The organism is Streptomyces sp. 142MFCol3.1, from assembly GCF_000424945.1.
In the GTDB taxonomy this organism is placed as follows: domain Bacteria; phylum Actinomycetota; class Actinomycetes; order Streptomycetales; family Streptomycetaceae; genus Streptomyces; species Streptomyces siamensis.
Genome location: NZ_AUKV01000007.1, coordinates 46,317 through 72,056 on the forward strand (window position 1 = coordinate 46,317; position 25,740 = coordinate 72,056).

At 72.9% G+C, this 25,740-nt stretch carries 22 protein-coding genes; 9 read left to right on the plus strand and 13 right to left on the minus strand.

The window, feature by feature from the left end:
• Positions 1-25: 25 nt before the first annotated feature.
• The 8 genes from H305_RS45510 to H305_RS0111730 all read right to left on the minus strand — a co-directional run bounded on the left by H305_RS45510 (position 26) and on the right by H305_RS0111730 (position 11,267).
• Positions 26-2,440, minus strand: coding sequence for an SWIM zinc finger family protein (locus H305_RS45510; RefSeq protein ID WP_037763548.1), 2,415 nt, complete (start codon positions 2,438-2,440; stop codon positions 26-28).
• A complete protein-coding gene (locus H305_RS0111700; protein WP_028800544.1) occupies positions 2,437-5,280 on the minus strand; it encodes a DEAD/DEAH box helicase in 2,844 nt (947 codons plus the stop codon). Before H305_RS0111700 ends, H305_RS45510 begins: the two co-directional genes overlap by 4 nt.
• 117 nt (positions 5,281-5,397) lie before the next feature.
• Positions 5,398-5,979 carry a hypothetical protein gene (locus tag H305_RS0111705; protein WP_028800545.1) on the minus strand — a complete coding sequence of 194 codons (582 nt, stop codon included), beginning with the start codon at positions 5,977-5,979 and terminating at the stop codon, positions 5,398-5,400.
• On the minus strand, positions 5,976-7,121 hold the full coding sequence (locus H305_RS0111710) for an ROK family glucokinase (RefSeq protein WP_028800546.1): 1,146 nt from the start codon (positions 7,119-7,121) through the stop codon (positions 5,976-5,978). Before H305_RS0111710 ends, H305_RS0111705 begins: the two co-directional genes overlap by 4 nt.
• A gap of 120 nt (positions 7,122-7,241) precedes the next feature.
• On the minus strand, positions 7,242-8,063 hold the full coding sequence (locus tag H305_RS0111715) for an ATP-binding cassette domain-containing protein (protein ID WP_028800547.1): 822 nt from the start codon (positions 8,061-8,063) through the stop codon (positions 7,242-7,244).
• Entirely contained in the window at positions 8,060-9,121 is a 1,062-nt protein-coding gene (locus H305_RS0111720; protein ID WP_028800548.1) for an ABC transporter permease, read from the minus strand. The genes H305_RS0111715 and H305_RS0111720 overlap by 4 nt, the downstream gene beginning before the upstream one ends.
• A complete protein-coding gene (locus tag H305_RS0111725) occupies positions 9,118-10,122 on the minus strand; it encodes a sugar ABC transporter substrate-binding protein (protein WP_028800549.1) in 1,005 nt (334 codons plus the stop codon). Before H305_RS0111725 ends, H305_RS0111720 begins: the two co-directional genes overlap by 4 nt.
• Before the next feature lie 395 nt (positions 10,123-10,517).
• The gene (locus H305_RS0111730; protein WP_028800550.1) at positions 10,518-11,267 is read right to left on the minus strand and encodes a GntR family transcriptional regulator; all 750 of its coding nucleotides are present in this window, start codon (positions 11,265-11,267) and stop codon (positions 10,518-10,520) included.
• A 116-nt stretch (positions 11,268-11,383) separates the two neighbouring features.
• Here H305_RS0111730 and H305_RS0111735 point away from each other — a divergent pair, with 116 nt between their 5' ends.
• A complete protein-coding gene (locus H305_RS0111735; RefSeq protein ID WP_028800551.1) occupies positions 11,384-12,397 on the plus strand; it encodes a Gfo/Idh/MocA family oxidoreductase in 1,014 nt (337 codons plus the stop codon).
• A gap of 78 nt (positions 12,398-12,475) precedes the next feature.
• Here H305_RS0111735 and H305_RS0111740 read toward each other — a convergent pair whose 3' ends face one another.
• From H305_RS0111740 to H305_RS0111750, 3 genes are all read right to left on the minus strand, one after another.
• Positions 12,476-12,979, minus strand: coding sequence for a hypothetical protein (locus tag H305_RS0111740; protein WP_028800552.1), 504 nt, complete (start codon positions 12,977-12,979; stop codon positions 12,476-12,478).
• 64 nt (positions 12,980-13,043) lie between these two features.
• The gene (locus H305_RS0111745; protein WP_028800553.1) at positions 13,044-14,219 is read right to left on the minus strand and encodes a cytochrome P450 family protein; all 1,176 of its coding nucleotides are present in this window, start codon (positions 14,217-14,219) and stop codon (positions 13,044-13,046) included.
• A 192-nt stretch (positions 14,220-14,411) separates the two neighbouring features.
• Complete coding sequence (locus H305_RS0111750; RefSeq protein ID WP_028800554.1) at positions 14,412-15,083, minus strand: response regulator; 672 nt, start codon at positions 15,081-15,083, stop codon at positions 14,412-14,414.
• A gap of 398 nt (positions 15,084-15,481) precedes the next feature.
• Between H305_RS0111750 and H305_RS45515 the strand changes: the two genes are divergently transcribed.
• The 8 genes from H305_RS45515 to H305_RS0111790 all read left to right on the plus strand — a co-directional run bounded on the left by H305_RS45515 (position 15,482) and on the right by H305_RS0111790 (position 23,843).
• On the plus strand, positions 15,482-16,393 hold the full coding sequence (locus H305_RS45515) for an arylamine N-acetyltransferase family protein (RefSeq protein ID WP_078628999.1): 912 nt from the start codon (positions 15,482-15,484) through the stop codon (positions 16,391-16,393).
• Positions 16,394-16,441: 48 nt separating this feature from the next.
• Positions 16,442-18,004, plus strand: a complete 1,563-nt coding sequence (locus H305_RS0111760) for an AMP-binding protein (RefSeq protein ID WP_028800555.1) — start codon at positions 16,442-16,444, stop codon at positions 18,002-18,004.
• On the plus strand, positions 18,001-19,563 hold the full coding sequence (locus H305_RS0111765) for an FAD-dependent monooxygenase (RefSeq protein ID WP_028800556.1): 1,563 nt from the start codon (positions 18,001-18,003) through the stop codon (positions 19,561-19,563). Before H305_RS0111760 ends, H305_RS0111765 begins: the two co-directional genes overlap by 4 nt.
• A gap of 20 nt (positions 19,564-19,583) precedes the next feature.
• On the plus strand, positions 19,584-20,159 hold the full coding sequence (locus H305_RS0111770; RefSeq protein ID WP_028800557.1) for a flavodoxin family protein: 576 nt from the start codon (positions 19,584-19,586) through the stop codon (positions 20,157-20,159).
• A complete protein-coding gene (locus H305_RS45520; RefSeq protein WP_051370531.1) occupies positions 20,156-20,812 on the plus strand; it encodes a LuxR C-terminal-related transcriptional regulator in 657 nt (218 codons plus the stop codon). Before H305_RS0111770 ends, H305_RS45520 begins: the two co-directional genes overlap by 4 nt.
• A 341-nt stretch (positions 20,813-21,153) precedes the next feature.
• A complete protein-coding gene (locus H305_RS45525) occupies positions 21,154-22,191 on the plus strand; it encodes a 3-oxoacyl-ACP synthase III family protein (protein ID WP_037763554.1) in 1,038 nt (345 codons plus the stop codon).
• A gap of 1 nt (position 22,192) precedes the next feature.
• Positions 22,193-23,014, plus strand: a complete 822-nt coding sequence (locus H305_RS0111785; RefSeq protein WP_051370532.1) for an enoyl-CoA hydratase/isomerase family protein — start codon at positions 22,193-22,195, stop codon at positions 23,012-23,014.
• A gap of 67 nt (positions 23,015-23,081) precedes the next feature.
• Positions 23,082-23,843, plus strand: coding sequence for an SDR family NAD(P)-dependent oxidoreductase (locus tag H305_RS0111790; RefSeq protein ID WP_028800559.1), 762 nt, complete (start codon positions 23,082-23,084; stop codon positions 23,841-23,843).
• An 84-nt stretch (positions 23,844-23,927) separates the two neighbouring features.
• On the opposite strand, the gene H305_RS0111795 is transcribed toward H305_RS0111790, so the two are convergent.
• Both H305_RS0111795 and H305_RS45530 read right to left on the minus strand, forming a co-directional pair.
• A complete protein-coding gene (locus H305_RS0111795; protein ID WP_028800560.1) occupies positions 23,928-24,881 on the minus strand; it encodes an NAD-dependent epimerase/dehydratase family protein in 954 nt (317 codons plus the stop codon).
• A gap of 14 nt (positions 24,882-24,895) precedes the next feature.
• Entirely contained in the window at positions 24,896-25,726 is an 831-nt protein-coding gene (locus tag H305_RS45530; protein ID WP_063611314.1) for a thioesterase II family protein, read from the minus strand.
• Positions 25,727-25,740 lie beyond the last annotated feature (14 nt).

Sequence of the window (25,740 nt, forward strand, 5' to 3'; positions counted from 1 at the left end):
CGCGGGTCCTGGGACACCGCGGCCGTCACAGCTCGCCGGGTGCCCCGAGGCCGGTCAGGGCGCCCACCGGATCGAGGTCGGGGGTACCTCGGGGCCACCAGTCGTCGTGGCCCGGCTCCGACTCGTAGGCGTACCAGAGACCGTTCTGGCCCAAGCGCAGCTGGGCGTGACCCCGCGGGTGGGTGAGGTGGTTGCGCCAGGGACGGAAGGCGGGCAGGTCGGCGGCGAGCAGGAGCGGCCGGGCCCGGTCGAAGCGGCCCGCCGGAGGGTCCCAGGGTTCCTCGAGCACCCTGAGCGCCTCGTACCCGCCCTGGCGCCATGCGGCGACGGCCCGCGCCAGGTCGGTCGCGGTGCGCCCGGACGCGGAGGCCAAAGACGCGTACAGGGCGCGGGTCGCGGCCGTGAGTCCGGAACCGGGCCGGGCCGCGGCGATACGGACCGCGTCCTGCCACAGCGTCAGCTCGGCGACGGGGTCACGGCCCGTGGTGATCAGCGCGTGCGCGCGGGCGGCGGCGTCGGTCGCCAACTGGTCGAGCGCGAACGGGTCCGGGCCCCCGGGCACGCCTGGGTAGGTCGGCGGCTGCTCGGGGTGCGCGGGCGGCGGCAGTGGTGCGGGGAGCGGCGGCAGGGCGCGCGTCGCGAGCACGTCTCGAGCGCGCACGCCGGGGACGGGTGCCGGTTCCTGTTCCTGGGCGGCGCGGGCGGCGCGGGCGGCGCGGGCCGCACTGCGCCGGGACAGCGCGTCGAGCAGCTCGCGCTCGCCACGACCGCGCAGCAGGAGCAGGACGAACGGGTCCTCGTCCAGCAGACGTGCCGCCTGGTAGCAGAGGGCGGCGGCGTGCTTGCAGGGACGGCCCGAGTCGGGGCAGCTGCACCGCGGTTCCAGCTCGTCGGGGCCGGGAAGCAGCGCGACCCCGCATTCCGCGAGCGACCTGGGCATCTGCTTGTCGAGGAGCGCGGCGATGTGCCCGGGCCGCTCGGCCGCGGCGTCCAGGAAACGGTCCCAGTCCTCGTCCGGCAGCGTCCGGACCCCGACCTGCACGCGATACGGCCGCGGGCGCGTGCCGTGCACGTACGCGAGCAGCAGGCCCGGGGTGACGGTGATGGCGTCCACGTGTCCGTGTCCCGCGTACGTCCGCCCGCGTGCCAGCCGTGCCGCGTCCAGTGCCCCTTCCTCCAGGGCGCTGACCCACGCGTTCCCCCACCATGTCTCCGCGAAGGCGTCGGTCTGCGGCATCCGCGCCGGGAAGGCCGCGAACGTACGGCGCAGCTCGCCGTCGCGCCCCGGGGACGCCATGGAACGGGGCAGCCGGTCGCCGGTGAGCGCGGCCCTGTCCGCGGTTCCAGGGCGCGCCTCGCGCGCCTCGGCCGATCCGCCGTGCCCGGAGCCGGGACGCGCCGTACGGCCGCCGCGCGGCGGCTCGCTCAGGTCGTCCGGTTCTCCGGACGGCGAGTCCGCGGCCGCCCGGTACCGAGCGCCGCTTCCTGCCGGGTCCGCGGCCCGCGGGGTCTCGTCCTCGTCGCCCGGCCGCCAGGGTGTGGGGGTCGGGGCCGCCGGGAGCGACCCCCCGGGCAGCGCGGAGCGGCCACGGCGCCCTCCGTCGTCCGCGTCACCCGCGTCACCGTTGTCGCCGGGGACGGCGTCGGGGGCCGTCGGCGGCAGGTCCGAGGGACGCTCGGGGCGCCCGGCCGCGGGCTCTCGGCCCGCGGCGCGGGGCCGTGCCTGCGGCCGCTCCGCGGGCGCGTACGTGTTCTCGGGGCCGTCGGCGTCGTCGGTGGGCATCCGGAACGCCCCGGCGAGCAGCTCCCGCAGTTCTCGGGCCCGCGGCTCCGGGTCCCGGCGGCGGCGCCCAGGCGGGGCCGCCCGGCGGCCGGTCCTCGACTCGGCGGACCGGCTCCCGTCCTCGACCCCCTTGAAAACAGGGTCGGTTGGCCTTCGCCTCTCGGGTTCTGTCTCATCTGCAGCGGCATCGGCGCGGGCTCTCCGCGCCTCGTCGCGCGCCGCACGCAACGCTTCCCGCGCCACGTCACCGGGGCGCGCGCCGCGGCCCGCGGCGCCCGAGGCGGGGCTGTCCGCCGGACGGGGTCCGCGCCCGCCCGCCGCACGCGCCGAACCCGGTCCGTCGGCCCCGGAGGCGTCCCCCGGCGCGGAGGTCTCGCCTCGCATCGAGGCGGCGCCCGGCACCGAGGGCAGCTCGTCCCGGTCGTCGCCCGGCACCGAGAGCAGCTCGTCCCGGTCGTCGCCCGGCATCGCGGACGGTGCGGGTGCAGGGGTCTTCGCCCCGGCCCCCCGCTCCCGCGCGGCCCGCAGGGCACGGCGGGCCTCGTCGGCGGGGCGCGCGCCGGTCACCGGGCGTGGGTTCTGTGCCGCACCGGTCACCGGGCGTGAGTCCACCGCCGCGTCGGTCGTCGGCCGCTCCTCGGCTGCGCCACCGGTCATGCGGACCTCCGCAGCGACACCAGGTCCGACAGCTCACGGTCGGTCAGTTCGGTCAAGGACGCCTCGCCGGAGCCGAGGATCGCGTCGGCCAGCGCCCGCTTCGCTTCGAGCATCTCGGCGATGCGGTCCTCCACCGTGCCCTCGGTGATGAGGCGGTGGACCTGCACGGGCTGGGTCTGGCCGATGCGGTAGGCGCGGTCGGTGGCCTGTTCCTCGACGGCCGGGTTCCACCAGCGGTCGAAGTGCACCACGTGGCCGGCCCGGGTGAGGTTCAGGCCGGTGCCCGCGGCCTTGAGGGAGAGCACCAGGACCGGCGTCGCCCCGCTCTGGAAGCGGTCCACCATGCGCTCGCGGTCGGCGACCGGGGTGCCGCCGTGCAGCAGCTCCACCGGGACGGCGCGGGCCGTGAGATGGGCCGTGATCAACCGGGCCATGCCGACGTACTGGGTGAAGACCAGGGCCGAACCGTCCTCGGCGAGCAGCGTGTCCAGCAGCTCGTCGAGCAGGGCCAGCTTGCCGGAGCGGACGGAGGGCCCGTGGGCGGCGGAGCGTGCCTCCTCCTTGAGGTACAGCGCCGGGTGGTTGCAGATCTGCTTGAGCGAGGTGAGCAGTTTCAGGACCAGACCCCGGCGGGCCATGCCCTCGGACGTCTCGATCGCCAGCATCGACTCCCGGACCACCGCTTCGTAGAGGGACGCCTGTTCGCGGGTCAGCGGTACGGGGTGGTCCGTCTCCGTCTTCGGCGGGAGCTCGGGGACGATGCCGGGGTCCGACTTCTTGCGGCGGAGCAGGAAGGGGCGGATCAGCCGGGCCAGACGGGCCACCGCCTCCTCGTCCTCGCCGTTCTCCACGGCGCGGGCGTGCCGTGCGCGGAAGGACTTGAGGGGGCCGAGCAGGCCCGGGGTCGTCCAGTCGAGCAGGGCCCACAGTTCGGAGAGGTTGTTCTCCACGGGGGTGCCGGTGAGCGCCACGCGCGCGGGGGCGGGGACGGTGCGCAGGGCCTTCGCCGTCGCCGAGTACGGGTTCTTGACGTGCTGTGCCTCGTCCGCGACGACCATGCCCCACTTCTGCTGGGCGAGCAGGGGTGCGGTGGACCGCATGGTCCCGTACGTCGTCAGGACGAAGCCGCCCTCGAGGCCGTCCAGGGTGCGGTCGGGGCCGTGGAAGCGGCGCACGGGGACTCCGGGCGCGAAACGGGTGATCTCCCGCTGCCAGTTGCCCAGCAGCGATGCGGGGCAGACGACCAGGGTGGGCTCGCTGCGGGCGCGCCGCAGGTGCAGCGCGACGACGGTGACGGTCTTACCGAGCCCCATGTCGTCGGCGAGGCAGCCGCCGAGGCCCAGGGAGGTCATGAGGTCGAGCCAGGCGAGGCCGCGCAGTTGGTAGTCCCGCAGGCGGGCCTGGAGGCCGGGTGGCGGCTCGACCGGTCCCACGCCCGCGGTCAGGCGGTCGCGCAGCGCGGCCAGCGCGCCGACCGGCACCGCGTCGACGGTCTCGCCGTCGACCTCGGCGCTGCCGGTGAGGGCGACGGACAGCGCGTCGACCGGGTCGAGGAGGCCCAGTTCGCGCTTGCGCGCCTTGCGGACGAGGGCCGGGTCGACGAGTACCCACTGGTCACGCAGCCGTACGACGGGGCGGTGGGCCTCGGCCAGGGTGTCCATCTCGGCCTCGGTGAGCGGATCTCCGCCGAGCGCCAACTGCCAGCGGAACTGGAGGAGGTCCTCGCTCTCGAAGAATCCCGTGCCGTCCGTCGCCGACCCGGGCGCCGGGCGCACCACGGCGGCGGCGCTGAGGTCCTGGGCGAGGTCGCGGGGCCAGTGCACGGCGACCCCGGCGGCGCCGAGCCGGGTCGCCGCGATGCCGAGCAGATCGGACAGCTCCTCCTCGGAGAGGGCGAGCACGCCGGGCACGTCCTGTTCGGAGAGCCGGTCCAAGGGGGGCCAGACGCGGGCGGCGCGGCGCACGGCCAGCGCCGCGTCGACGCGCGCGCGGGGCCCGAACGTCGTGTCGGCGTCTCCCGCCCACAGGGCCGTGGCGTCCGCGACGAGCGTGGGGTCGGCGAGGCTGTGCACCTGGACGACGGCCGCGCCGGCCCGGCGGGCGCCCTCGCCGTCGTCGAAGAGCTGGTACGCGGACAGGTCGAGGCGGAGCGAGATCCGCACGCCGGCGTCCATGCCCGCGGCGACCTCGGCGGCCCAGTCGTGGGCGCCGGGCAGCCGCTGGGGCTCCCGGGCGGCGAAGGGCCTGCCCGAGGTGTGGGGGGCCGCCGGGGTGCGGGGCAGGGTGTCGGCGACCGCGTCCAGGAAGGCCCGCACCAGGGCTTCCGGTTCCGGCAGGCGCAGCGGGCCCTTGCCGGGGAGGGGGACGGCGTGTCCCTCGTACGGGAGGGCGGCGGCCACGGCCCGCAGGTGGGCGATGTCGTCCTGGTCGAGCGGGCCGGCCCGCCAGGCGTCGAACCCGTCGGGGGTCAGACCCGGCAGCAGCCGGCCGCGTGCGACGAGCCGCAGCGCGTGCAGCGCCGCGGCGCCCCAGCAGGCGGTGGCGGGATGGGCGGCGGGGTCGCGGCGGGCCCCGGCCAGCAGGGGCAGGGCCTCGGCGACCGACAGGGTCACCGCGGGGACGGTGCCTCTGCGGACGCCGGTGCCGTGCGGCCTTACGACCGTGAGGTCGGTCCGGTGGTCCGGTGGCGCGCCGTCGGCGGGCCCGGTGCCGGGGGCCGGTGTGCCGTCCGGATCCCAGAAGGCGATCCGCCCCTCGCGCGGCAGCGGCGCGGGGAGGAAGACGGCGGCGAGCCGCACGGACGGCGCCTGCCCGGTCGCCGTGACCACCCCGTCCCCCATACGTCCTGCCACCTCCCGTCCACCGGTCGAATCAGTTGTCTTCGACTCTACGGGCGGGCTCTGACAATCGGTCTCGCCGGCCGCGTCGCGCCGGACGGGGCCGGGTCACGGTCACGGTCACGGAATGGTGCGCGAGACCACGTACACCATGGGGTGGTCGGGCGTGCTCCAGTTCACGACGATGTCCAGGGTGGGTGCCGGGTCCTTCTGCTTGTGGACCAGGCCGGCCCAGGGGCCGGGTCGGGTGAACTCCCAGCCGACGACCTGCTGGTTGCGGGCGCTGATCGTGACGTCGTCCTTCTTCAGGGCGTCACGGCTGGTGCCGACGTCCTTGAGGAAGGTGTCCAGGCCCGTCGGGGTGGTGCCGAACTGCACGTAGAGGCGGCTCGTCTTCCAGTTGTTCGTCTCGTAGTAGGCGACGTCGGTGGAGTTCGTCGGGACCGGCACCTGGTAGAGGCGGCGCTGGACGCGCGACGGCCAGCCGGCGGTGAGGCCGGTCGCCGAGTACTTCGCCTCCTTGTCCTTGCCGCTGTTGCGGCTCTGGTTGGCGGAGATCACCAGGTAGCCCGCGGGCACGCCGATGAGCAGCACGATGATGAGCAGCGTCAGGGCACGGCGGCGGAACTTGTGGCGCGGGTCCTCTGGGGGCCGCTGCGGCTCGTCCGGCGGGGACGCCTGGCGCGGCAGCGAGGCCGTCACAGGGACCCCTGGGTGGTGCGGCGGGACTCGGCGTAGCGCTCGTACCGCTCGTAGCGCTCCACGCGGCGGCGCTTGGCGCGGCGGAAGCGGCGGGCGACCAGGCGGGCGAGGTCGGCCGCGCCGACCATGCCGGCCTCTGGGCCGAGCTGGGCGCGGGCGATACGGGCCTCGGGGCGGTAGCCACGGCCTGTGAGGTGCCTGCGGAAGGCGTCTCGCGCGGGGCCGATGAGCAGGTCGTCGGCCGCGCTGACGCCGCCGCCGATGACGAAGCAGGAGGGGTCCAGGGCGGCGGCCAGGTTGGCGATGCCGACACCGAGCCACTGCCCGATGTCCTGGAGCAGCTCGATGCACATGGCGTCGCCCTCGCGGGCCAGCTCGGTGATCATCGGGCCGGTGATGTCGCCGACGCTGCCCTTGACGTGCTCGATGATGCCGTACGCCACCGGGGAGTCGGCTGCGGCGAGCTCGCGGGCCTCGCGGACCAGGGCGTTGCCCGAGCTGTACTGCTCCCAGCAGCCGCGGTTGCCGCACGGACAGCGGTGGCCGCCGGGCACGACCTGCATGTGCCCGAACTCGCCCGCGACGCCGAACTTGCCGCGCTTGACCTGGCCGTCCTCCAGGATCGCGCCGCCGATGCCGGTGCCGAGCGTGATCATCACCAGGTGGTCCTCGCCGCGGCCGGCGCCGAAGCGCCACTCGGCCCAGGCGGCGGCGTTGGCGTCGTTGTCGACGAGCACCGGGACGGAGAGCCGGCCGGAGAGCCGGTCGCGCAGCGGTTCGTTGCGCCACGACAGGTGTGGGGCGAACAGGACGCGGTTGCGTTCCGCGTCGACCCAGCCCGCGGCGCCGATGCCGACGGCGTGCACGTCGTGCCGGTCGGAGAGGTCCAGGACCAGTTCGACGATGGTGTCCTCGACGACCTTGGGGCTCTTGGACTTGTCCGGCGTCTCGGCGCGGACCTTCTCCAGGATGTTGCCGTCGGCGTCCACGACGCCCGCCATCACCTTGGTGCCGCCGATGTCGATGCCGACGGTGGGGACGCGGGGCGCCGTCAGGTGCGATCGGCGCTCACGCGTCCCCACGGTCCGCAGGACGGTGGCCCGCGCGGAGCCGCGGTGTGCGAGGTCGCGGTAGGTGCTCATCGCGCCGATTCTGCCCTAAGCCCCGGCGGGGCTGCACCGCGGGAGCGCGGGGCGGCCCGTGCGCCGGGGCCCGTGTGCGGCCGGTCGCACCGTGCCGCGTGACCGGGAAGGGGGTGCTTCCTAGGCGCCGCGTTCCAGCTCGTGACGGAGATCGTCCAGCTCGCTGCCCCCGGCCATCTGGCGGGTGAGCTCGTCGAGGGTGATCCCGTCGCGGGTATGGCTGCCGGACATCGTCCCGCGCTTCAGCAGGACGAAACGATCACCCACCAGATACGCGTGATGCGGATTGTGGGTGATCAACACAACACCCAGTCCCGCGTCCCGGGCGGCGGCCACATATTTGAGGACCACACCGGACTGCTTGACGCCGAGGGCGGCGGTGGGCTCGTCGAGGACGAGGACCTTGGCACCGAAGTGGACGGCGCGGGCGATCGCCACACACTGGCGTTCGCCGCCGGAGAGGGTGCCGATGGGCTGGTCGACGTCGCGCAGGTCGATCCCCATGCGCAGCAGCTCCGCGTGGGTCGTCCTGCGCATGTGCTCGACGTCCAGGCGGCGGAAGGGGGCGACGCCCTTGCGCGGCTCGGAACCGAGGAAGAAGTTCCGCCACACCGGCATCAGCGGGACGACGGCCAGGTCCTGGTAGACCGTGGCGATCCCGAGGTCCAGTGCCTCGCGCGGGGAGGCGAGCCGGGTCTCCTCGCCCTCGATGCGGAGGGTGCCCGCGTCGTGCTGGTGCCGACCCGCGATGATCTTGATGAGGGTGGACTTGCCCGCGCCGTTGTCGCCGAGGACACAGGTGATCTCGCCTGCGTGGACCTCCAGCGAGACCCCTTCGAGGGCGCGGATGTTCCCGTAGTACTTGCTGACGTCGTCGAGTGCGACGAGTGCCGTACCTTCGGGGGCGGCCTGACCGGCCGTCGTGTTCGCGTCGGTCGTCACTTCGTCGCCTCCGCCCGCTTGCGGACCCAGTGGTTGAGCAGGGTGGCCAGGAGCAGCATCACCCCGAGGAAGAACTTGAACCAGTCCGGGTTCCACTCGGCGAAGACGATGCCCTTGCTGACCATGCCGAAGATCAGCGCGCCGACCGCCGCGCCGACGGCGGAGCCGTAGCCGCCGGTGATCAGACAGCCGCCGATGACGGCCGCGATGATGTAGATCAGCTCGTTGCCGACGCCTTCACCGGACTGCACGACGTCGAACGAGAACAGCAGGTGCTGGCCGGAGATCCAGGCGCCGAAGGCGACCCCCATGTAGAGGCCGATCTTGGTCTTGTCGACCGGGACGCCCACCGCGCGGGCGGCCTCCTCGCCGCCGCCGACGGCGTAGATCCAGTTGCCGACACGGGTACGCAGCAGGATCCAGGTGGCGACGGCGACCAGGGCGAGCCACCACACAATGGTGATCTTGAAGCCGACCCCGCCGATGGTGATCGTGGAGGCGAAGACGTCCTTGGCGGAGGAGAAGCCCTCCATGTCGGAGATCGACTTGGTGGAGACCGTGCCGCTGATCAGCTTGGTGAAGCCGAGGTTCATGCCGGTCAGCATCAGGAACGTGCCGAGCGTGATGATGAAGCTCGGCGGGTCGGTGCGGGTCAGCATGACGCCGTTGAAGACGCCGATCGCCAGGGTCACGATCAGCGAGACGAGGACACCGACCCAGACGTTCGCGGTCATCTGGTAGCTGAACATCGAGGAGACCAGCGCGGAGCTGGTCACCATGACGCCCGCGGACAGGTCGAACTCGCCGCCGATCATCAGGAGCGCGACCGGGACGGCCATGATGCCGATGGTGGAGGCGGCGTAGAGGACGGTGCTGAGGCTCGACGCCCGGACGAAGCTGTCGGCGAAGACGGCGAAGAAGACGAAGACCGCGATCGCCCCGACCACGGACCCGAGCTCGGGCCGGTTCAGCAGCCTGCGCAGGGTCGAGGTCTTCAGGAGGCGCTCGTCGGTCCTCTCGCCCGGCGACGGCGTGGGGGCGGGTGCCGTCGTGCTCATCGGGTGCCCCGCTTCGCGTAGTCCTCCAGCTCGGCGGCCTGGTCCTTGGTGATGATCTGCGGGCCGGTGAGGACCGGCTTGCCGCCGCCGAGGACGTCGGCGTTGTACTTGTACAGCCAGAGCAGGTCGACGGCCTCGTACCCCTGGAGGTAGGGCTGCTGGTCGACGGCGAAGCCGAGCGTGCCGTTCTTCAGCTCGGCGGCCACCTTCTCGTTCAGGTCGAAGGTGTCGATCTCCGCCTTGCTGCCCGCGTCGTTCTTCGCCTTGACCGCGGTGTCGGCGAAGGGCGCGCCGAGGGTGACGACCGAGTCGATGGACTTGTCGGCCTGGAGCTTGGCGCCGATGGAGGCCTGGACGTCGGGCATGCTCGTGCCCTGGACGTACAGGTTCTGCACGTCGCCGTCGAAGGTCTTCTTGATGCCGGCGCAGCGCTGCTCGTGGCCGACGTTGCCCTGCTCGTGCAGCACGCACAGGGCCTTCTTGCGGCCCCGCTTGTTCAGCTCCTCGCCGACCGCCTCGCCGGCGATGGTCTCGTCCTGGCCGATGTGCGTGAGCGCGCCGAACGCCTTCGACTCCTCGGAGCCGGAGTTCACCGTGATCACGGGGATGCCGGCCTTCTCGGCGCGCGCGACGGCCGCCTTCATGGCGTCGGGCTTCGCGAGCGTGACGATGATGCCGTCGACCTTCTTGTCGACGGCGGCGTCCACGAGCTGCGCCTGCTGCTGCGCCTCGGCGTTGTGCGAGTACAGGAAGTTGATGTTGTCCTTGACGGCGGCCTGCTCGGCGCCGTTCTGGACGATGTCCCAGAACGTGTCGCCATCACCCGAGTGGGTGATCATCGCGAACGTCCACTTCGGCGTGTTCACCGCGGCCCTGCCCTGGGCCGCCGCCGCCTTGCGGGCGTCCTCGGCCCGCTTCCCGCCGGTGCTGCTGCATCCCGCGAGGGACACCCCCAGCGCCCCTGCGAGCGCGATGCTTACCCAGGTCCGAGTCCGTGCCACGAGGCCGTGCCCTTCTTGCTGTGCTCCTTGTGCGCCGGGCCTTGCGGACCGGGCCGGGGACCCTCCGTCAGGCCCTCGCGAGCCGGCGTCGCACCGGCCCAAACGCCCAAGTATCAATCACGGGGATCATCCACCCCACCAGCGGGTCCCGCGCGCGGTGGGCCCGGCGGGTGGCCGTACGGACTTTCCGGCGCGGTCGGCCGGGCTGCGGGGGACCTCCTCGCGAAGCGGGTCCGGGACACCCCGGACGGCTTCCCGAGCGGGCGAGGAGCGGGCGGCGAAGGGGCCGAGCGGGGGCCGGAGTGCTGGGCGTGGCGAAGGGCGCGGGCGAGGGGCGCGAGTGGCCGGCGCGGCCGTACGCGGAGCCGGAAGCGGCTGCGGGCCGGTGCCGGGTCTCAGGGACGTACGAGGAGCTGGAACTCGAAGGAGTAGCGCGAGGCTCGGTAGATGTGGGTGCCGAACTCGACGGCGCGGCCGGTGTCGTCGAACGTCGTCCGCTGCATGGTGAGCAGGGGCGCCCCGGCCGGCTCGCCGAGCCGCTCGCCCTCCTCGGCGGTGGCCGCGCGGGCGCCGACGGACTGGCGGGCGCTGTGCAGCGTGATGCCGGCCGTGCGCATCAGCCTGTACAGCCCCGTCGCCTCCATGCGGTCGCTGTCCAGCTCCAGAAGGCCGGGGGGCAGGAAGTTGCAGAGGTAAGCCATCGGCTCGCCGTGGGCGAGCCGCAGCCGCTCCACCCGATGCACCTCGCTGCCCTCGGTGACGCCGAGCGCGGCGGCGACCTCGGTCGAGGCCTCCTCGACGGTGTTGACGAGCACGCGGGTGGCGGGGCGCTGCCCGGCCGACTCCAGGTCGTCGTAGAGGCTGCTCAGCTCCAGGGGGCGCTTCACCTGGCTGTGCACTACCTGGGTGCCGACGCCGCGGCGCCGCACGAGCAGGCCCTTGTCGACGAGGGACTGGATGGCCTGGCGGACCGTGGGCCGGGAAAGGCCGAGCCGTCCGGCGAGCTCGATCTCGTTGCCCAGCAGGCTGCCCGGGGTCAGCGCTCCGTGTTCGATGGCGGCCTCCAGCTGCTGGGAGAGCTGGAAGTAGAGCGGGACCGGGCTGGTGCGGTCGACGCTGAGCTGGAGCGAGACGGTCGGGTCCACATCTGGTTTCGGCACGGCCCGAGCGTAGCTCCGGGAAATGTTGACGGGAAGTTGTGAGGTTCGATTGTCCGGACAAAGCATTGACAGGGCGCCGGGTACACCCTCAGTTTGGTCCCATGCGCATCGGACTTATCGGAGCGGGTCGTATCGGTACATTTCACGCGGCCACTCTCAGTCGTCATCGCGAGGTGGGCGGCTCGCTGATCATCACCGACGCGGACACCGCGCGGGCCCGTCGGCTGGCGGACCGGCTGGGCGCGACGGCGGCACCCAGCGTGGACGAGATCTTCACCTGGGGCGTGGACGCGGTGGTCGTCACGGCGGCGACGTCGGCCCACTCCGAACTGATCGGTCGGGCAGCGCGCTCCGGGCTCCCCGTCTTCTGCGAGAAGCCCATCGCCCTCGATCTGGCGGGCACGCTGGACGCGCTGGCCGAGGTCGACGCCGCCGGAACGGTTCTGCAGCTGGGCTTCCAGCGCCGCTTCGACATCGGCTACACGACGGCCCGGGAGGCCGTCCGGTCGGGACGGCTGGGCCGGCTGCACACCGTCCGCGCGATGACGTCCGACCAGGCACCGCCCCCGGCCGACTACCTGCCGCACTCCGGCGGGATCTACCGCGACTGCCTGATCCACGACTTCGACGCGCTCCGCTGGGTCACCGGCCACGAGGTCGTCGAGGTCTACGCGACCGGGTCCGACGCCGGACCCGCGATGTTCCGCGAGGCGGGCGACGTCGACACCGCCGCGGCCGTGCTCACCTTCGACGACGGCACGCTCGCCACCGCGACGGCCGCCCGGATGAACGGCGCGGGCTACGACGTCCGCATGGAACTCGCCGGCGAGCTCGACCAGATCGCCGTCGGGCTCGACGACCGCACGCCGATCGCCTCCACCGAACCGGCCGGACCACCGCCCGCCGACAAGCCGTGGACGGGCTTCCTGGAGCGCTTCGGCCCCGCCTACGAGGCCGAACTCGTCGCCTTCGTCGAGGTCGTCCGCGGCGAGCGCGCCAACCCCTGCGACGGACGTGAGGCCCTGGAGGCGCTGCGCATCGCCGAGGCCTGCGAACTGTCCCGGCACGAGCGGCGCCCGGTGCGCCTCGCGGAGATCCCGGACCGGCGGACCTGACCGCGGAGGCCCGTCGGCGCTCCCTCACGTCGGCGGGCCGGGCGCCGCGACCAACGCGGCGCCCGGCGCGGTGGTGTCTCACACCAGCAGGCGCACCGACGGGCTCCGGGTGTCGGCCGCGAGTTCGCGGTCGCAGTGCTTGCACGTCAGTTCGTGCGGCCGCACCAGGTTGGTCTGGACGCTCGCGGTGCCCGACTCCTTGGCGCGCGGGCAGTGGTAGCCGAGATGCAGCCGGACCCAGGGATGGCTGGTGGGCGCCGCGGACCTGTGGCCGTCGCGGCTGTCCGTGAAGGGCGCCCACCAGAAGTCGACCACGGCCCGCACCCCCATGCGGTCCCGGCCGCTCGTGGTGTCGAAAGCGGCGAGCCGCGCGGCCGTGTAGTGGCGCGCGAAGCCGCTGCGGCTGCCCGAGCACAACGCCCGCTCGGCGCCGCGCTCGAAGACGGTCGTACGGCCGACCCGCTCACAGACGAAGCAGTCCAGCGAGCACTCCAGCGTGCCGCGCCAGTACAGCTGATGGGAGTCCTCACCGCGCCGCTCCTCGCGGCTCAGCTCCGCGGTGATCTCGGCCGTACGCAGCACGGGCGACGCTCCTCTCGCGGCCGGGGTCCGCTCGCGCGCCCCTCGTCGGACGGCATCGGGCCGCTCACCAGCGCACCGGCAGGCTGCGCACGCCCCGCATCAGCATGCCGGGCAGCCAGCCGCCGGGCGGTCCGTCGAGCGCCAGGTCCGGGCAGCGCTCCAGGAGCGAGCGCAGCGCCACACGCGCCTCCAGCCGGGCCAGCGGCGCGCCCAGACAGTAGTGGATGCCGTGTCCGAAGGCGACATGGCCGCGGGTGTCGCGCCGGATGTCGAAGCGGTCGGGCGCCGTGAAGCGCGTGCCGTCGCGGTCGGCGGCGGTGAGGCCGATCATCACCGGGTCACCGGCCCCGATCGGTGTGCCGCCGATGTCGAGCGGCTCGACGGCGAACCGGAACGTCGCGTTCTCCACCGGTCCCTCGTAGCGCAGCATCTCCTCCACAGCACCGTCGAGAAGTGTCATGTCGGCGCGCAGCGCGGCGAGTTCGCCGGGGTGGGTGAGCAGTGCGCGCACCCCGCTCGACAGGAGGTTGACCGTCGTCTCGTGACCGGCGATGAGCAGGACGAAGGCCATGCCGCGCAGTTCCTCCGGGGACAGCCGGTCGCCGTCCTCCGCGGTGGTGCGGATCAGGCCGCTGAGCAGGTCGTCGCCCGGCGCGGCGCACCGCTTGTCCTCGATCAGCCCGGTGAGGTAGTCGGCCAGGCGGACGAACGCGTCGTACTCGCTCTCCGCGCTGGTGGGCGCGACCGCCTCGGTGGACATCTCGCGGAATGCGGCCCGGTCCATCTCCGGCACCCCGAGCAGTTCGCAGATCACGGTCAGCGGCAGCGGGTGGGCGAACGACGCCACGAGGTCGGCCCGCCCGCACGGCAGCATCGCGTCGAGCAGCTCGTCGGTGATCTCCTGGACGCGCGGCCGGAGCGTCTCCACCCGGCGCGTCGTGAACTCGCGTGCGACGAGGGCGCGCAGGCGTGTGTGCTGCGGCGGGTCCGCGACGAGCAGGTACTTGCCGATCAGCTCCTCGTCGAGGAACGTGAGCCCGATCTTCTGCCCGTCCTTGGCCAGTCGCGGGTCGGCGAGTGCCGCGCGTGCCTCCTCGTGACCGACGACGAGCCAGGTCTCGTGATGCGCGTCGGAGCCCGGCAGCCGTACCCGGTGCACCGGTCCGCGCCGGCGCAGCTCGGCGTACACGGGATGCGGGTCCTCGGTGAACCGCTTCCCGAACTCCCCGAGATCGATCATCTCTGCTCCTTCCCCCGTCCCCTGTCCCCCTGTTCAACGACAACGGCCGGCGATCGGTGCCCGGCAGGCGCGGAGGCCCGGACCGATGCGCCTTCGTCCCGTCGACCGGGGACCGGCGGCCGGGGACCGTGGGCAGTCATGCCGTCATGCCGTCATGCCGTCGTGCCGTCGTGCCGTCGTGCCGCGCAGCCGTCACTTCCCGTTGTCCTCGAGCAGCCCGGCGTCGTACGTCAGCAGGGCGATCTGCACACGGTTGTTGAGGCCGAGCTTGGCGAGGATGCGGGAGACGTGGGTCTTGACGGTGGCGACGCTCATGAACAGCTCTCCGGCGATCTCCGCGTTGGAGCCGCCCTGTCCCACGGCGACGGCCACCTCGCGCTCGCGGTCGTTCAGGACCGCGATCCGGGTACGGGCCGCGGACCGGCGGGCGTCGAGCGTGGAGCCCGCCGCGTGCTCGATCAACTGGCGGGTCACCGTGGGCGACAGCACCGGGTCGCCGGCCGCCACGCGCCGCACCGCCTGAAGGATCTCGGCCGGCGGGGTGTCCTTCAGGACGAATCCGGCCGCCCCCGCGCCCAGCGCCCGCAGCACCTGTTCGTCGGCGTGAAAGGTGGTCAGCACGATCACCTGGGGCGATTCCTCGCGGCCGCGGAGCCTTTGCGTGGCGGTGAGTCCGTCGACCGTCGGCATCCGGATGTCCATCAGGACGACGTCGGGCCGGGTGCGGTCGACGAGGGCCTCCACCTCGCCGCCGTCGGCCGCCTCGCCGACGATCTCGATGTCGTCGGCACCGCCCAGCATGAGGGACAGACCGGCTCTCACCAGGGGGTCGTCGTCCACGAGCAGCAGTCGGATCGCAGTCATGGCGTCCACCTAACCAGGTCGGGCGCCCCCGGCCGGGCCGCCGTCGGCCGGAACCCGCCGATCCGGCCGCCGGCCGCAGGCCCGAGCCTGCGGATCGGCCCGGTCCCCGGCGGCCCGCTCCCACCGCCCCGCCCCCACCGGCTCGAACAGCGCCATCCGTCGGCCCGGACCACCGCCCCGCACGGCCGCCCGCCGCCCTCCCCCACCAGGCCGCAACCGTCCCCGCGCGAAGGCGACCTGACTGACTTCCCGGGCATCTGACGGACTGCGCCGGCCGTCCTCCCACCCGTCGCCGGGCCCGCGCAGACTCGCCAGTGCGTCGTCGGCCGACAACGCGTCCAGAGCTCCCCGGTGGAGCTCACAGATGCCTTCCCGTGTTTCGAAGAGAGGTTTGCCCGATGGCTAGCAGCGTCCTTCCCATGCCGCCCGGTTCCGACCCGGAGTGGCAGACGGAACTGCTCGATCTCGACGCCTACTTGGCCCGTATCGGATACGACGGGCCGCGCACCCCCACCCTGGAGACCCTGCGCCGGCTCCACCGCGCGCACGCCGACGCCATCAGCTGGGAGATCGTGGACTCGGCCGTGGGCCGGCGCATCGCGCTCGACATCGAGAGCGTGCAGGAGAAGATCGTGGGCCGCGGCCAGGGCGGCTGCTGCCTGGAGAGCAACCTGCTGTTCGCGGCGGCCCTCGACCGGCTGGGCTTCCCGCTGGTGCGCCACCTCGCCCGGGTGCGCCGCGGCACCCGGACCGTCCGTACCCGCTCCCACGCCGTCCTGCTGGTGGAGGTCGAGGGCGCGCTCTGGTTCGCCGACCCCGGCTTCGGCGACGAGAGCCCGCTGGAGCCGCTGCCGTTCACGCACGACGCCTCCGTGACCGTCGGCGACTGGACCTGGCGTCTGCAGCGCGACGGTGAGGACTGGGTGCTGCAGAGCCTGCACGCCGACGGCTGGTTCGACGTGTATGCCTGGCAGCTGGAGCCGCACTACTTCCTCGACTTCGACATGGTCAACCACTTCTCGTACGCGGACCCGCGGTCGGTGTTCATGCCGCCGGGCGGGCTCAGCCACCTGATCGCGCAGCGCGGCGACGACAAGACCCGACTCGTGCTGAAGAACCAGGTCCTGACCACGCAGTACCCCGACGGCCGTCTCGAGCACGCGGAGCTGACCGCGGACGAGGTCGTCGAGACCCTGCGGGACGCCTTCAAGCTGACCATCCAGCCCGAGGACGCCCAGTTCCTGCGGGAGCGCTTCGCGACCGCTCCGGCCGCCCAGCAGGCCGCGCCCGCCCAGAAGTCCGCCCAGTAGTCGCGGGCAGTCCCGACCGGCAATCGAGGCAATCGAGGAGAGACAGCAATGCCCCGGATCCCTGTACGGCGCAGTGGGCTGTATCTCGGCGTGGTCGCCGAGCATGCGGCGGCCAAGAACGCCGGCACACCGCTGACGCTCGACCACGACCTGGACGTCCTGCCCGGTACGGGCCGGGAGTTCACGGTGGCCGCCCTGGCCGAGCACGTGGACGACATGGCGGCCCGGCTGTGGGCCGCCGGTGTCCGGCCCGGCGCCCACGTCGCCCTCCACAAGACGTCCAACTTCGACATCTACATCCTGGCCAGCGGGGCGTCCCGCATCGGCGCCGTGCCGGTGATGCTGTCCCCCGCGCTGCCCGGCAAGAGCGTCGCCGCGCTGCTGGGGCGGCTGAAGCGGCCGTATCTGGTGACGGACACGGCGAAGCTCGACGGCTCGCTCGCGGACGTCCCGCTGGACGGGCTGACCGAACGGATCGTGCTGGCCGCCGGGCACCGCGCGGGTACGGTCTCGCTGACCGACCTCGCGGGTGCCCCCCGGCAGAAGCCGGTGTTCAACGACCCCGACCGGCCCGCGCTGATGACCCACACGTCCGGCACCACGGGGCTGCCGAAGCTTGTCGTGCACTCGGCCCGCACGCTGCGCGGCCGGTTCCGTCCGCAGAACCGCCTCGCCGGGCTGATCCGCAAGCGGGAGACGGTCGCCGTGCACGTCTCGTTCGTGCACTCGCGGATGTTCCTGGCGATGGCGGTGCTGCTGCCGCGCGCCTTCCCCGTCGTGCTCATGGAGCACGGTGACCCGGAGCGCACCGCCGAACTGTTCGCGCGGACCAGGCCGGGCTTCCTGGAGACCCACCCCAACTCCTTCCTGGAGTGGGAGGAGATCGCCGACGACCCGCGCCGGCCGTTCGCCAACGTCAAGTACTTCAGCAGCACGTTCGACGCGATCCACCCGGGCACGATGGACCGGCTGCTCAAGGCCTCCGAGCGGCGCTCGCCCCTGTTCTTCCAGATCTACGGACAGAGCGAGTGCGGCCCGCTGGTCGGCCGCGGCTACACACGCAGGAACGCCCACAAGGCCAACGGCCGCTGCCTCGGCTACGCCATGCCGGGCATCACCAAGTTCCGGCTGACCGGCCGCGGGGGCAAGCACCCCTCGAAGGCCAACCCCGGCTACATCGACGTGTACACCCCCGGCCGCGCGGTGACGTACTACGGGGAGAAGGAGCGCTTCGAGAAGCAGGCGATCGGCGACTGGTGGCGCGGGATGGACATCGGCTACCGCAGCAAGTGGGGCTGTCTGCACCTGCTGGACCGCGAGGTCGACCACATTCCGGGCGTGCACAGCACCCTGGAGGTGGAGGACGCGGTCCTCGCCAAGCTCCCCGAGCTGACCGAGCTGGTCCTGGTGCCGGGCCCACGCCAGGAGCCGGTGCCGGTGGTCAGCACCCGCAAGGATCTGCCGCTGGACCCCGAGCGCTGGCGCGCGGCCGCCGCGGACTACCCGCAGCTCGCCGCCCCCGTGCAGCTGCCGCTGAGCGAGCTGCCGCGCACGGCCACGATGAAGGTGCAGCGGATCGAGCTCGCACGCCGGCTCCAGGAGCAGACGTGAGCGCGCGGTCCGTGGTGCGGGCCGACGTCGACGTCCTCGTCGTCGGCGGCGGCCCCACCGGCCTGCTGGCCGCCTGCGAACTGCTCAGGCGGGGCGTACGGGTGCGGATCGTCGACCGGGCCGAGGAGCCCATGGCCGTGCCGAAGGCGCTGTCGCTGTGGCCGCGCGCCATGGACATCCTCGAAGACCTGGGTGTGGGCGAGGAGTTGAGGCGGGCGTCCAACCGCATCGACGCCTTCTCCTACTTCTCCGACGGGCGCCCGCTGGCCACGTTCGGCTTCGCCGAGGACCTGGCCTCGCGCACCCTCCCGCAGCCCGTGACGGAGAGCCTGCTCACCGCCCGGCTGCACGAGCTGGGTGGCAAGGTGGAGCGCGGTGTACGCCTGCTGTGCCTGGACGGTGTGGACTTCTCCGGGCGGATCGACGCCACCGACGGTGTGACCGCACTGCTGGAGCACCCGGACGGCACGCTGGAGCGCACCCACGTGCCGTGGGTGATCGGTGCGGACGGGGCGGGCAGCTCGGTCCGCGGCCAGCTCGGCATCGGCTTCCAGGGCAGTACGTACGAGATGGCGTTCGCGCTGATCGACACGCGGATCGAGGGCGAGCTGCCGACGAACCGGGTGCTGTACTACCAGGCACCGTCGGGCACGCTGGTGATCGTGCCGATGCCGGACGGCGTCTTCCGGTTCCTGTCGGTGATGCCGGCGGGCGGCGGCGAGGTCACCGTCGCGATGATGCAGCGGATCCTCGACGAGCGGGGCCCGCGCGGGGTGCGGATCACGGAGCCCGTGTGGCAGACGGTGTTCAGGGTGCACGCGCGGCACGCCACGGACTTCCAGCGCGGGCGGGTCTTCCTGATGGGCGACGCGGCGCACGTGCACAGTCCGGCCGGCGGTCAGGGCATGAACAACGGTCTCCAGGACGCGCACAACCTCGCCTGGAAGCTGGCCGCGGTCGTGCACGGCACCTCCCCGGCCGACCTCCTGCTGAGCTACGGCCCGGAGCGCGCGGAGGCGACCCGTCGCATCGTGCGGGACACGGATCTGCAGACCCGGGCGTGGATGGCGGGGAGCCGGCCGAAAGTGGTGGCCCGCGACGCCGCGTTCAGGCTGCTCGACCGCACCGGGCTGGTGTCCCGGCTGTACGCACCGGTGATGGCGGGGCGCAGGCTGGCCTACCGGCCCGAGCGGGACAGCCAGGTGCCGTCGGGCAGGCGCGGCTGCGGCCGGCGCGCTCTCAGGCCCGGTTCCGTCTTCCCGCGGCCGCTCGCCGTGGAGCACGGGATATCCGGCCCCGGCGCGGACCCGAACGCCTGGACGCTGGCGGTCACCGGACCTGACGTACTCGCCGCGGCAGAGCAATGCGCGCACGGGCACCCGCGGTTGAGGGTGGTACGGCTGCGCAAGGAGCGGGCCGCACCGCTCACCGGCTGCCGGCGGGCGGGCTACCACCTGATCCGACCGGACGGACACGTCGCGGCGCACGGGCACGCAGGGGACCTGGAACGGCTGCGTACCGAACTCGCGCTCGCGTTCACCCCCGTCGCCCCGGACTGACCTCTCATTGGAGTACGCACATGGGTACCACGGTCGCCATCGCCTACCACTCCGGGTTCGGGCACACCACGGTCCTCGCGGAGGCGGTGCGCGACGGCGTGGCCGACGCGGGTGCCGACGCCGTGCTGATCGCGGTGGACGGCATCACCGATGAGGAGTGGGCCGCCCTCGACGCCGCGGACGCGATCGTCTTCGGCGCGCCCACCTACATGGGCACCGCGTCCGCCGCCTTCCACGTCTTCGCCGAGTCGACGTCGAAGCGGTGGGCGGCACGTGCCTGGAAGGACAAGCTCGCCTCGGGGTTCACCGTGGCGGGCGCGATGAACGGCGACAAGCTGCACACCTTGCAGTACTTCTCGATCCTCGCCTCGCAGCACGGCATGCACTGGATCAACCTGGACCTGACGCCGGGCTGGTGCTCGTCGACGGGCTCCGAGCACGACCTCAACCGTCTCGGGATCACGCTCGGCGCCGGCGCCCAGGCCAACACCGACGAGGGCCCGGAGGCCGTCACCAAGGCCGACACGGAGACCGCCCGGCATCTGGGCCGGCGAGTCGCCACGGTGGCCAAGGGCTACGCGGGGGTGGCACGTTGAGCACCCTCGGGGCCACCGCGCTGGTCGTGATCGACCACGAACTGCTCAGCCACGGCGTCCGCTCCATGCTCAAGAGCATCCCCGCCATGGGGTCGGTGTGGGCCTGCGGCAAGGCGTCCGAGGCAATGGCGCTGCTCCCCGCGCAACGGCCGGACATCGTGCTGTGCCTGGGCTCGGGCCCGGACACCGCCGGCCTGGTGCGCGGGGCGGTGCGGCAGGGTGCGCGGGCGCTGATCCTGCTGGAGGGCCCGGACCTCGACGTCCTCGACGAGGAGACGGTGCTCGCCGCGCACGGCTTCCTGATGCAAGCGGAGGTGACCGTCGACAAGCTCCGTGAGGCGGTGGACCAGATGAACGCGGGTGACATTCCGCTGCCGCCCGCACTCGCCCGCAATCTCATGTCGCGTTCCCGGCGAAGGCCGGAGCACAGGCCCTCGCGGCGCATTTCCATCACACCCCGCGAGGAGGAGGTCCTGCATTTTCTGGCCGAGGGTCTGAGCAATAAGCAGATAGCACGCCGACTCGACATTTCCGAGCACGGCATAAAACGTCATGTCACCAATCTCCTGGCGAAGTTGAACGCCCCCAACAGAACGCTCGCGGTCGCGCTGGCACTCAAGGAAGGCCTGATCAGAGCCGCGCAACCGGCGTAGACCGTACACCGGGGAACAGGGCGTGCCGCCTCGACGGCACGCCCTTTCCCGTTTTCCGGGCGGCTTTGTCAGGCGACCGGACCCTACCCGTTCGGGTACCCCGACCGAGCACCCCGGAAGTGCATTACCGAATACGGCGGGATGCGCGAATCTATTGGTGCGGCAAGGAAATCCGGAAAGCCTCCCAAAAGGACGAGCCGGAAGGCCGAGAGCCCAGAAGGCCAAGGCCGTTCCGCAGGCAGGGGCGCGGCTCCACGCGAGCCGCGCCCGGCCCGGCACCGCTTCCCCTTCTCCGCCGCACAAGCCTTCATCCGTACTCAGCCTCACAGGAGTCACGTCCGATGGAACTCACCAAGAAGACCTCGCACGGCGTCGGCATCAAGGCCGTCGGGGGCCGCATCCCGGACCGGGTGGTCACCAACGCCGAGCTGGAGCAGCTGCTCGACACGACCGACGAGTGGATCAGCAAGTTCATCGGCATCAAGGAACGGCGCTGGTCCGCCCCGGACGAGTGGACGTCCGACCTCGGCGCCGCCGCCCTCCTCGACGCCTGCGAGCGTGCGGGGGTCAGCCCGGACTCGCTCGACCTGGTCATCTGCGGGACCTACACCCCGGACCACATGATCCCGGCCGCGGCCGTGGCCATCATGCGCAAGGCCGGCGTCCAGGGAGTGCCCGGCTTCGACGTGAACAGCGGCGGCTGCCCGGGCGGCGTCTTCGCCCTCGACGTGGGTGCCAAGTTCGTGAAGTCCGGTGACTATCGCCGTGTCGCGGTCGTGCTCGCCGACGTCAACACCAAGCTCTTCGACCCGGAGGACCGCACGGTCGGCGTCATCTTCGGCGACGGTGCCGCCTGCTACCTGCTGGAGCCGACCGCTCCCGGCACGGGCGTCGGTTCGGCGCTGCTGGCCAGCGACCCGAGCTCGTACCACACCGCGTACGTCAAGCGCGAGGACCGCACCTGGCCGGACGGCACCCCCAAGCTGTCGGCGTTCGGCAACAACTACTCCTACATGCACGGCCGTTCGGTGCGCGACTTCGCCCTGGAGCACATTCCCGGCTTCGTCGAGCAGCTGGTGAAGGCCGAGGGCATGACGGTCGAGGACATCGACCTGATCATCTTCCACCAGGCCAACTACCACATGATCCACGCCCTGATGGACAAGATCGGCCTCCCGGCGGAGCGTACGTTCACCACGGTCGAGCGGTACGGCAACACCTCGGGCGCGGGTGTTCCGCTGGCCCTGCGCGACGCGATCGACGCCGGGCGGGTCAAGCCGGGCGACAACGTGGTGCTCGTCTCCTTCGGCGCCGGCATGAGCCACGGCGGCACTGTCGTGCGCTGGGCCGCGGAAGACGACTTCCTGCTGGGTGCCTGAGATGACGGTCACCACTGCCATCGAACTCCCGGTCGGGAGCCGGGAGTTCCGCACCATCCAGGTCGCCTGGGGCGGCGGGGTGGCCCACATCCTGCTGAACCGTCCCGAGCGGCGCAACGCCATCGACCTCCCACTCGCCCGCGATCTGCTGGACGCGGTGCACCTGGAGCCGGTGGCTCGCGCCCGGTGCGTGCTGCTCACCGGTGCCGGCCCGCACTTCTGCGTCGGCGGCGACCTGAAGAGCTTCCGCGCCCAGCCGGACATCCCCGGTCACCTCCTGGAGGTGACCAGCCACCTGCACGCCGCGCTCGCCCGGCTGGTCGCGAACGACGCCCCGCTCGTGGTGGCGGCAGGCGGCCATGTGGCGGGCGCCGGCCTCGGGGTCGCCAGCCTCGCGGACGTGCTGCTCACCGAGGAGGGCTCGACCTTCCGCTCCGCGTACGCGGCGCTCGGGCTCACCCCCGACGCCGCCACCAGCCACCAGCTCCCCCAGCTCGTGGGACTGCGCCGGGCGCAGCGGATGACGATGCTCGGCCATGTGCTGGAGGCCGAGGAGGCCGTCGAGTGGGGTCTGTGCACCGAGGTCGTGCCGGCCGGGCAACTCGCCGAGCGGGCACGGCAGGTCGCCGAGCAGCTCGCCGCGGGTCCCACCCGCGCCTTCGGGGAGAGCGGGCGGCTGCTGCGCGCCGCCTCGCGCCGGGCGCTGGCCGAACATCTGGAGGACGAGTCGACGACCCTGCGGGCCACCGCGGGCACGCTCGACGCGGCCGAGGGCATCGCCGCGTTCGTCGAACGCAGGCACGCTTCCTTCCGGGGGCACTGACCACCGCACCCATCGACCGGACACGCCGGACGCGGCGCGAGAGACGTACTCGACGAGACGAGGAGTCATGAACATCGAAGGGAACGTCGCCCTCATCACGGGCGGCACCTCGGGCCTGGGACTCGCCCTGGCCCGGCGGCTGCTCGCCGCGGGCGCCCAGGTCGTGCTGACCGGCCGCTCCGCCGAGCGGGGCGCGAAGGCGGCGGCCGAGCTCGGTCACGACATCGGGTTCGTGCAGGGCGACGTCTCCCGCGAGGAGGACGTCGAGGCGGCGGTCGCCGAGGCTGCGCGGCGGGGCCGGCTCGGCATCGCCGTCAACTGCGCGGGCTCGGCCCGCACCGGCCGGGTCCTCGGCCGCGGGGGCCCGCTGCCTGCCGCCGAGTTCGAGGAGGTCGTGCGCGTCAACCTGCTCGGCACCTTCAACGTCGTACGGCTGGCGGCCGCCGCGATGGCGGGCAACGAGCCGCAGGACGGCGACCGGGGCGTGATCGTGTGCACGGCGTCCATCGCGGCCTTCGACGGGATGGCCGGGCAGGCCGCCTACGCCGCGTCCAAGGCCGGTGTCACCGGGATGACGCTGCCACTCGCCCGGGACCTGGCCAAGCACGCCGTCCGGGTGGTCACCGTGGCGCCCGGCCTGTTCGAGACCCCGATGGTCGCGGGGCTGCGGGACGACATGCGGGCCTCGCTGGTGGGACAGACGCCGCACCCCAGGCGCATGGGCCGGCCCGACGAGTTCGCCTCGCTGGTCACCCACGTGGTGGAGAACCCGATGCTCAACGGAGAGGTGATCCGGCTGGACGGCGCGGTGCGTCTCGGTGTCGCGTGAGGCGCCCCGCCGCCGCCGTCACCCACGGGGCCCGGCCTTCCCGACCGCCGTCGGACCGGCCGGGCCCCGCCTTCCCGGCTCCGTTCAGGCCGCCGCGGGCGACGCGGTGCTGCTCAGCTCCGCGGTGAAGCCGGTACGCCAGGTCGGGTACCGCGGAGTCCAGTCGAGCTGGAGCTTGGCGCGGGAGTTGTCCGCGCCGCGCAGCTGCGTCATGAAGGCAACGCCCCAGCCGCCGACGGCCATCCTGGCGAGCGCGGCGGGCGCGCCCTTGGGCTTGCGGGCGCCGAGGATGTCGGCGAGTTCGGGCAGCCACACGTTCATCGACGCCGGCTCGTCGTCGACGACGTTGAGCACACCGCTGTAGTCGGAGTTGAGCGCCGCGACCACCGCGGCGGCCGCGTCCCGGGTGTGGGTGAAGGAGAAGGTGGCGGTGCCGCCGCCGACCAGTGGGACCTTGCCCGCCCGCACCTGCTGGACGAAGGAGCCGTCCTGGGCGTAGATCGTGCCCGGCCCGTAGAGGTGCCCGAGGCGCAGCACGGCACCCTCGGCGAGCAGCGTCTGCCGCTCCAGGTCACGCAGGGCGCCGAGTACCGGCACGAACTGCTTGGGCGGGTTCTTCCACAGCGGCGCCTCCTCGTCGGCGGGGCCGCTGCCGCCCGGTTCGTAGGCGTAGGCGAGCCCCTGGGCGACGACGCGTCGTACGCCGATGTCGCGGGCGACATCGAGGAGGTTGCGGGTGCCCTCCGTGCGCAGCCGGTTGGTCAGTTCGAAGTCCTTGGCCAGGCGGCGCGGATTGATCTCGGCCGGGATGGCCGTGAGCATGTTGACGATGGCCTCGGGGGCGGCGGAGCGCAGCGCCTTGGCGACCGCGGCGCGATCCAGCGCGTCCGCTTCGACGACCTTCGCGCCGAGCCGGTCGGCGGCCGTCGCGCTGCGTCCGGGACGGGAGAGCACGACCACGTCGTGGCCCGCCGAACGCAGCAGCGGCACCAGCTGCCGGCCGATGACGCCGGTCCCTCCGGCAACGAGAACTTGCATGACTACTCCAGGAATCAGGCCCCGGCTGCCCGGGAACGATGGGTGACTTCAGGACGGGCGACGGCGCGTCGCTGCGACAGTTCGTCGATGTGATGCTGGTCACTGTCACCGGTGAACCGGTCAATCTCGTGGGCGAGTTCGGCCAGCAGCCGGGGCGGCGGGTCGAGGAAGGCATGGTGGCCGCCGGGCAGGGTCACGCTCCGGAAGGCGCCCCGCGCGGAGCAGGCCGCCCAGCCCGCCATGCGCTCCGGCGGCACCTGGTCGTCGTCGCGCCAGCCGATGGCGTGCACGCCGACGGGCAGCGGCACCGGGAGCTGGACGCTGTAGCGCTGGGCGGCGGTGACGTCGGCCCGCAGCACGGGCAGTCCCGCGCGGATGGTGCCGAGGGACTCGACGCCGCCCATGGCGCGCGTGAGCCTGCCGATCTCGGTGACGAGCTGGGCGTCGCTCATGCGCAGCAGCGGACCCCAGGGGCCGTGGTGCGGCGCCACCTGACCGGAGACGAACAGCCTTTGCGGCAGCGGAAGTTCCCGTCTGACCAGGTGCACGGTGAGCGCGAAGGCCTGCAGGGCGCCGGTGCTGTGGCCGAGCAGGGCGAAGGGCCGGTCGAGCAGGGGCAGCAGTGCATCGGCGGCCCGCGCCGCGAACGCCTCGTACGTGCCGTAGTGCTCCTCGCCCCGGCGCGCCTCCCGGCCCGGCGGCTGGACACGGCAGAGTTCGGCGTCGGCGATCCGGTCCGGCCAGTGCCGGTAGGCGGAGGCTCCGAGCCCGGGAAACGGGAAGCAGAAGACACGGGCGGCGGCCTCCGGCGCGGGCGTGCGGGACAGCCAGGGTTCGGTCGGCACGGGGACACCTCCAG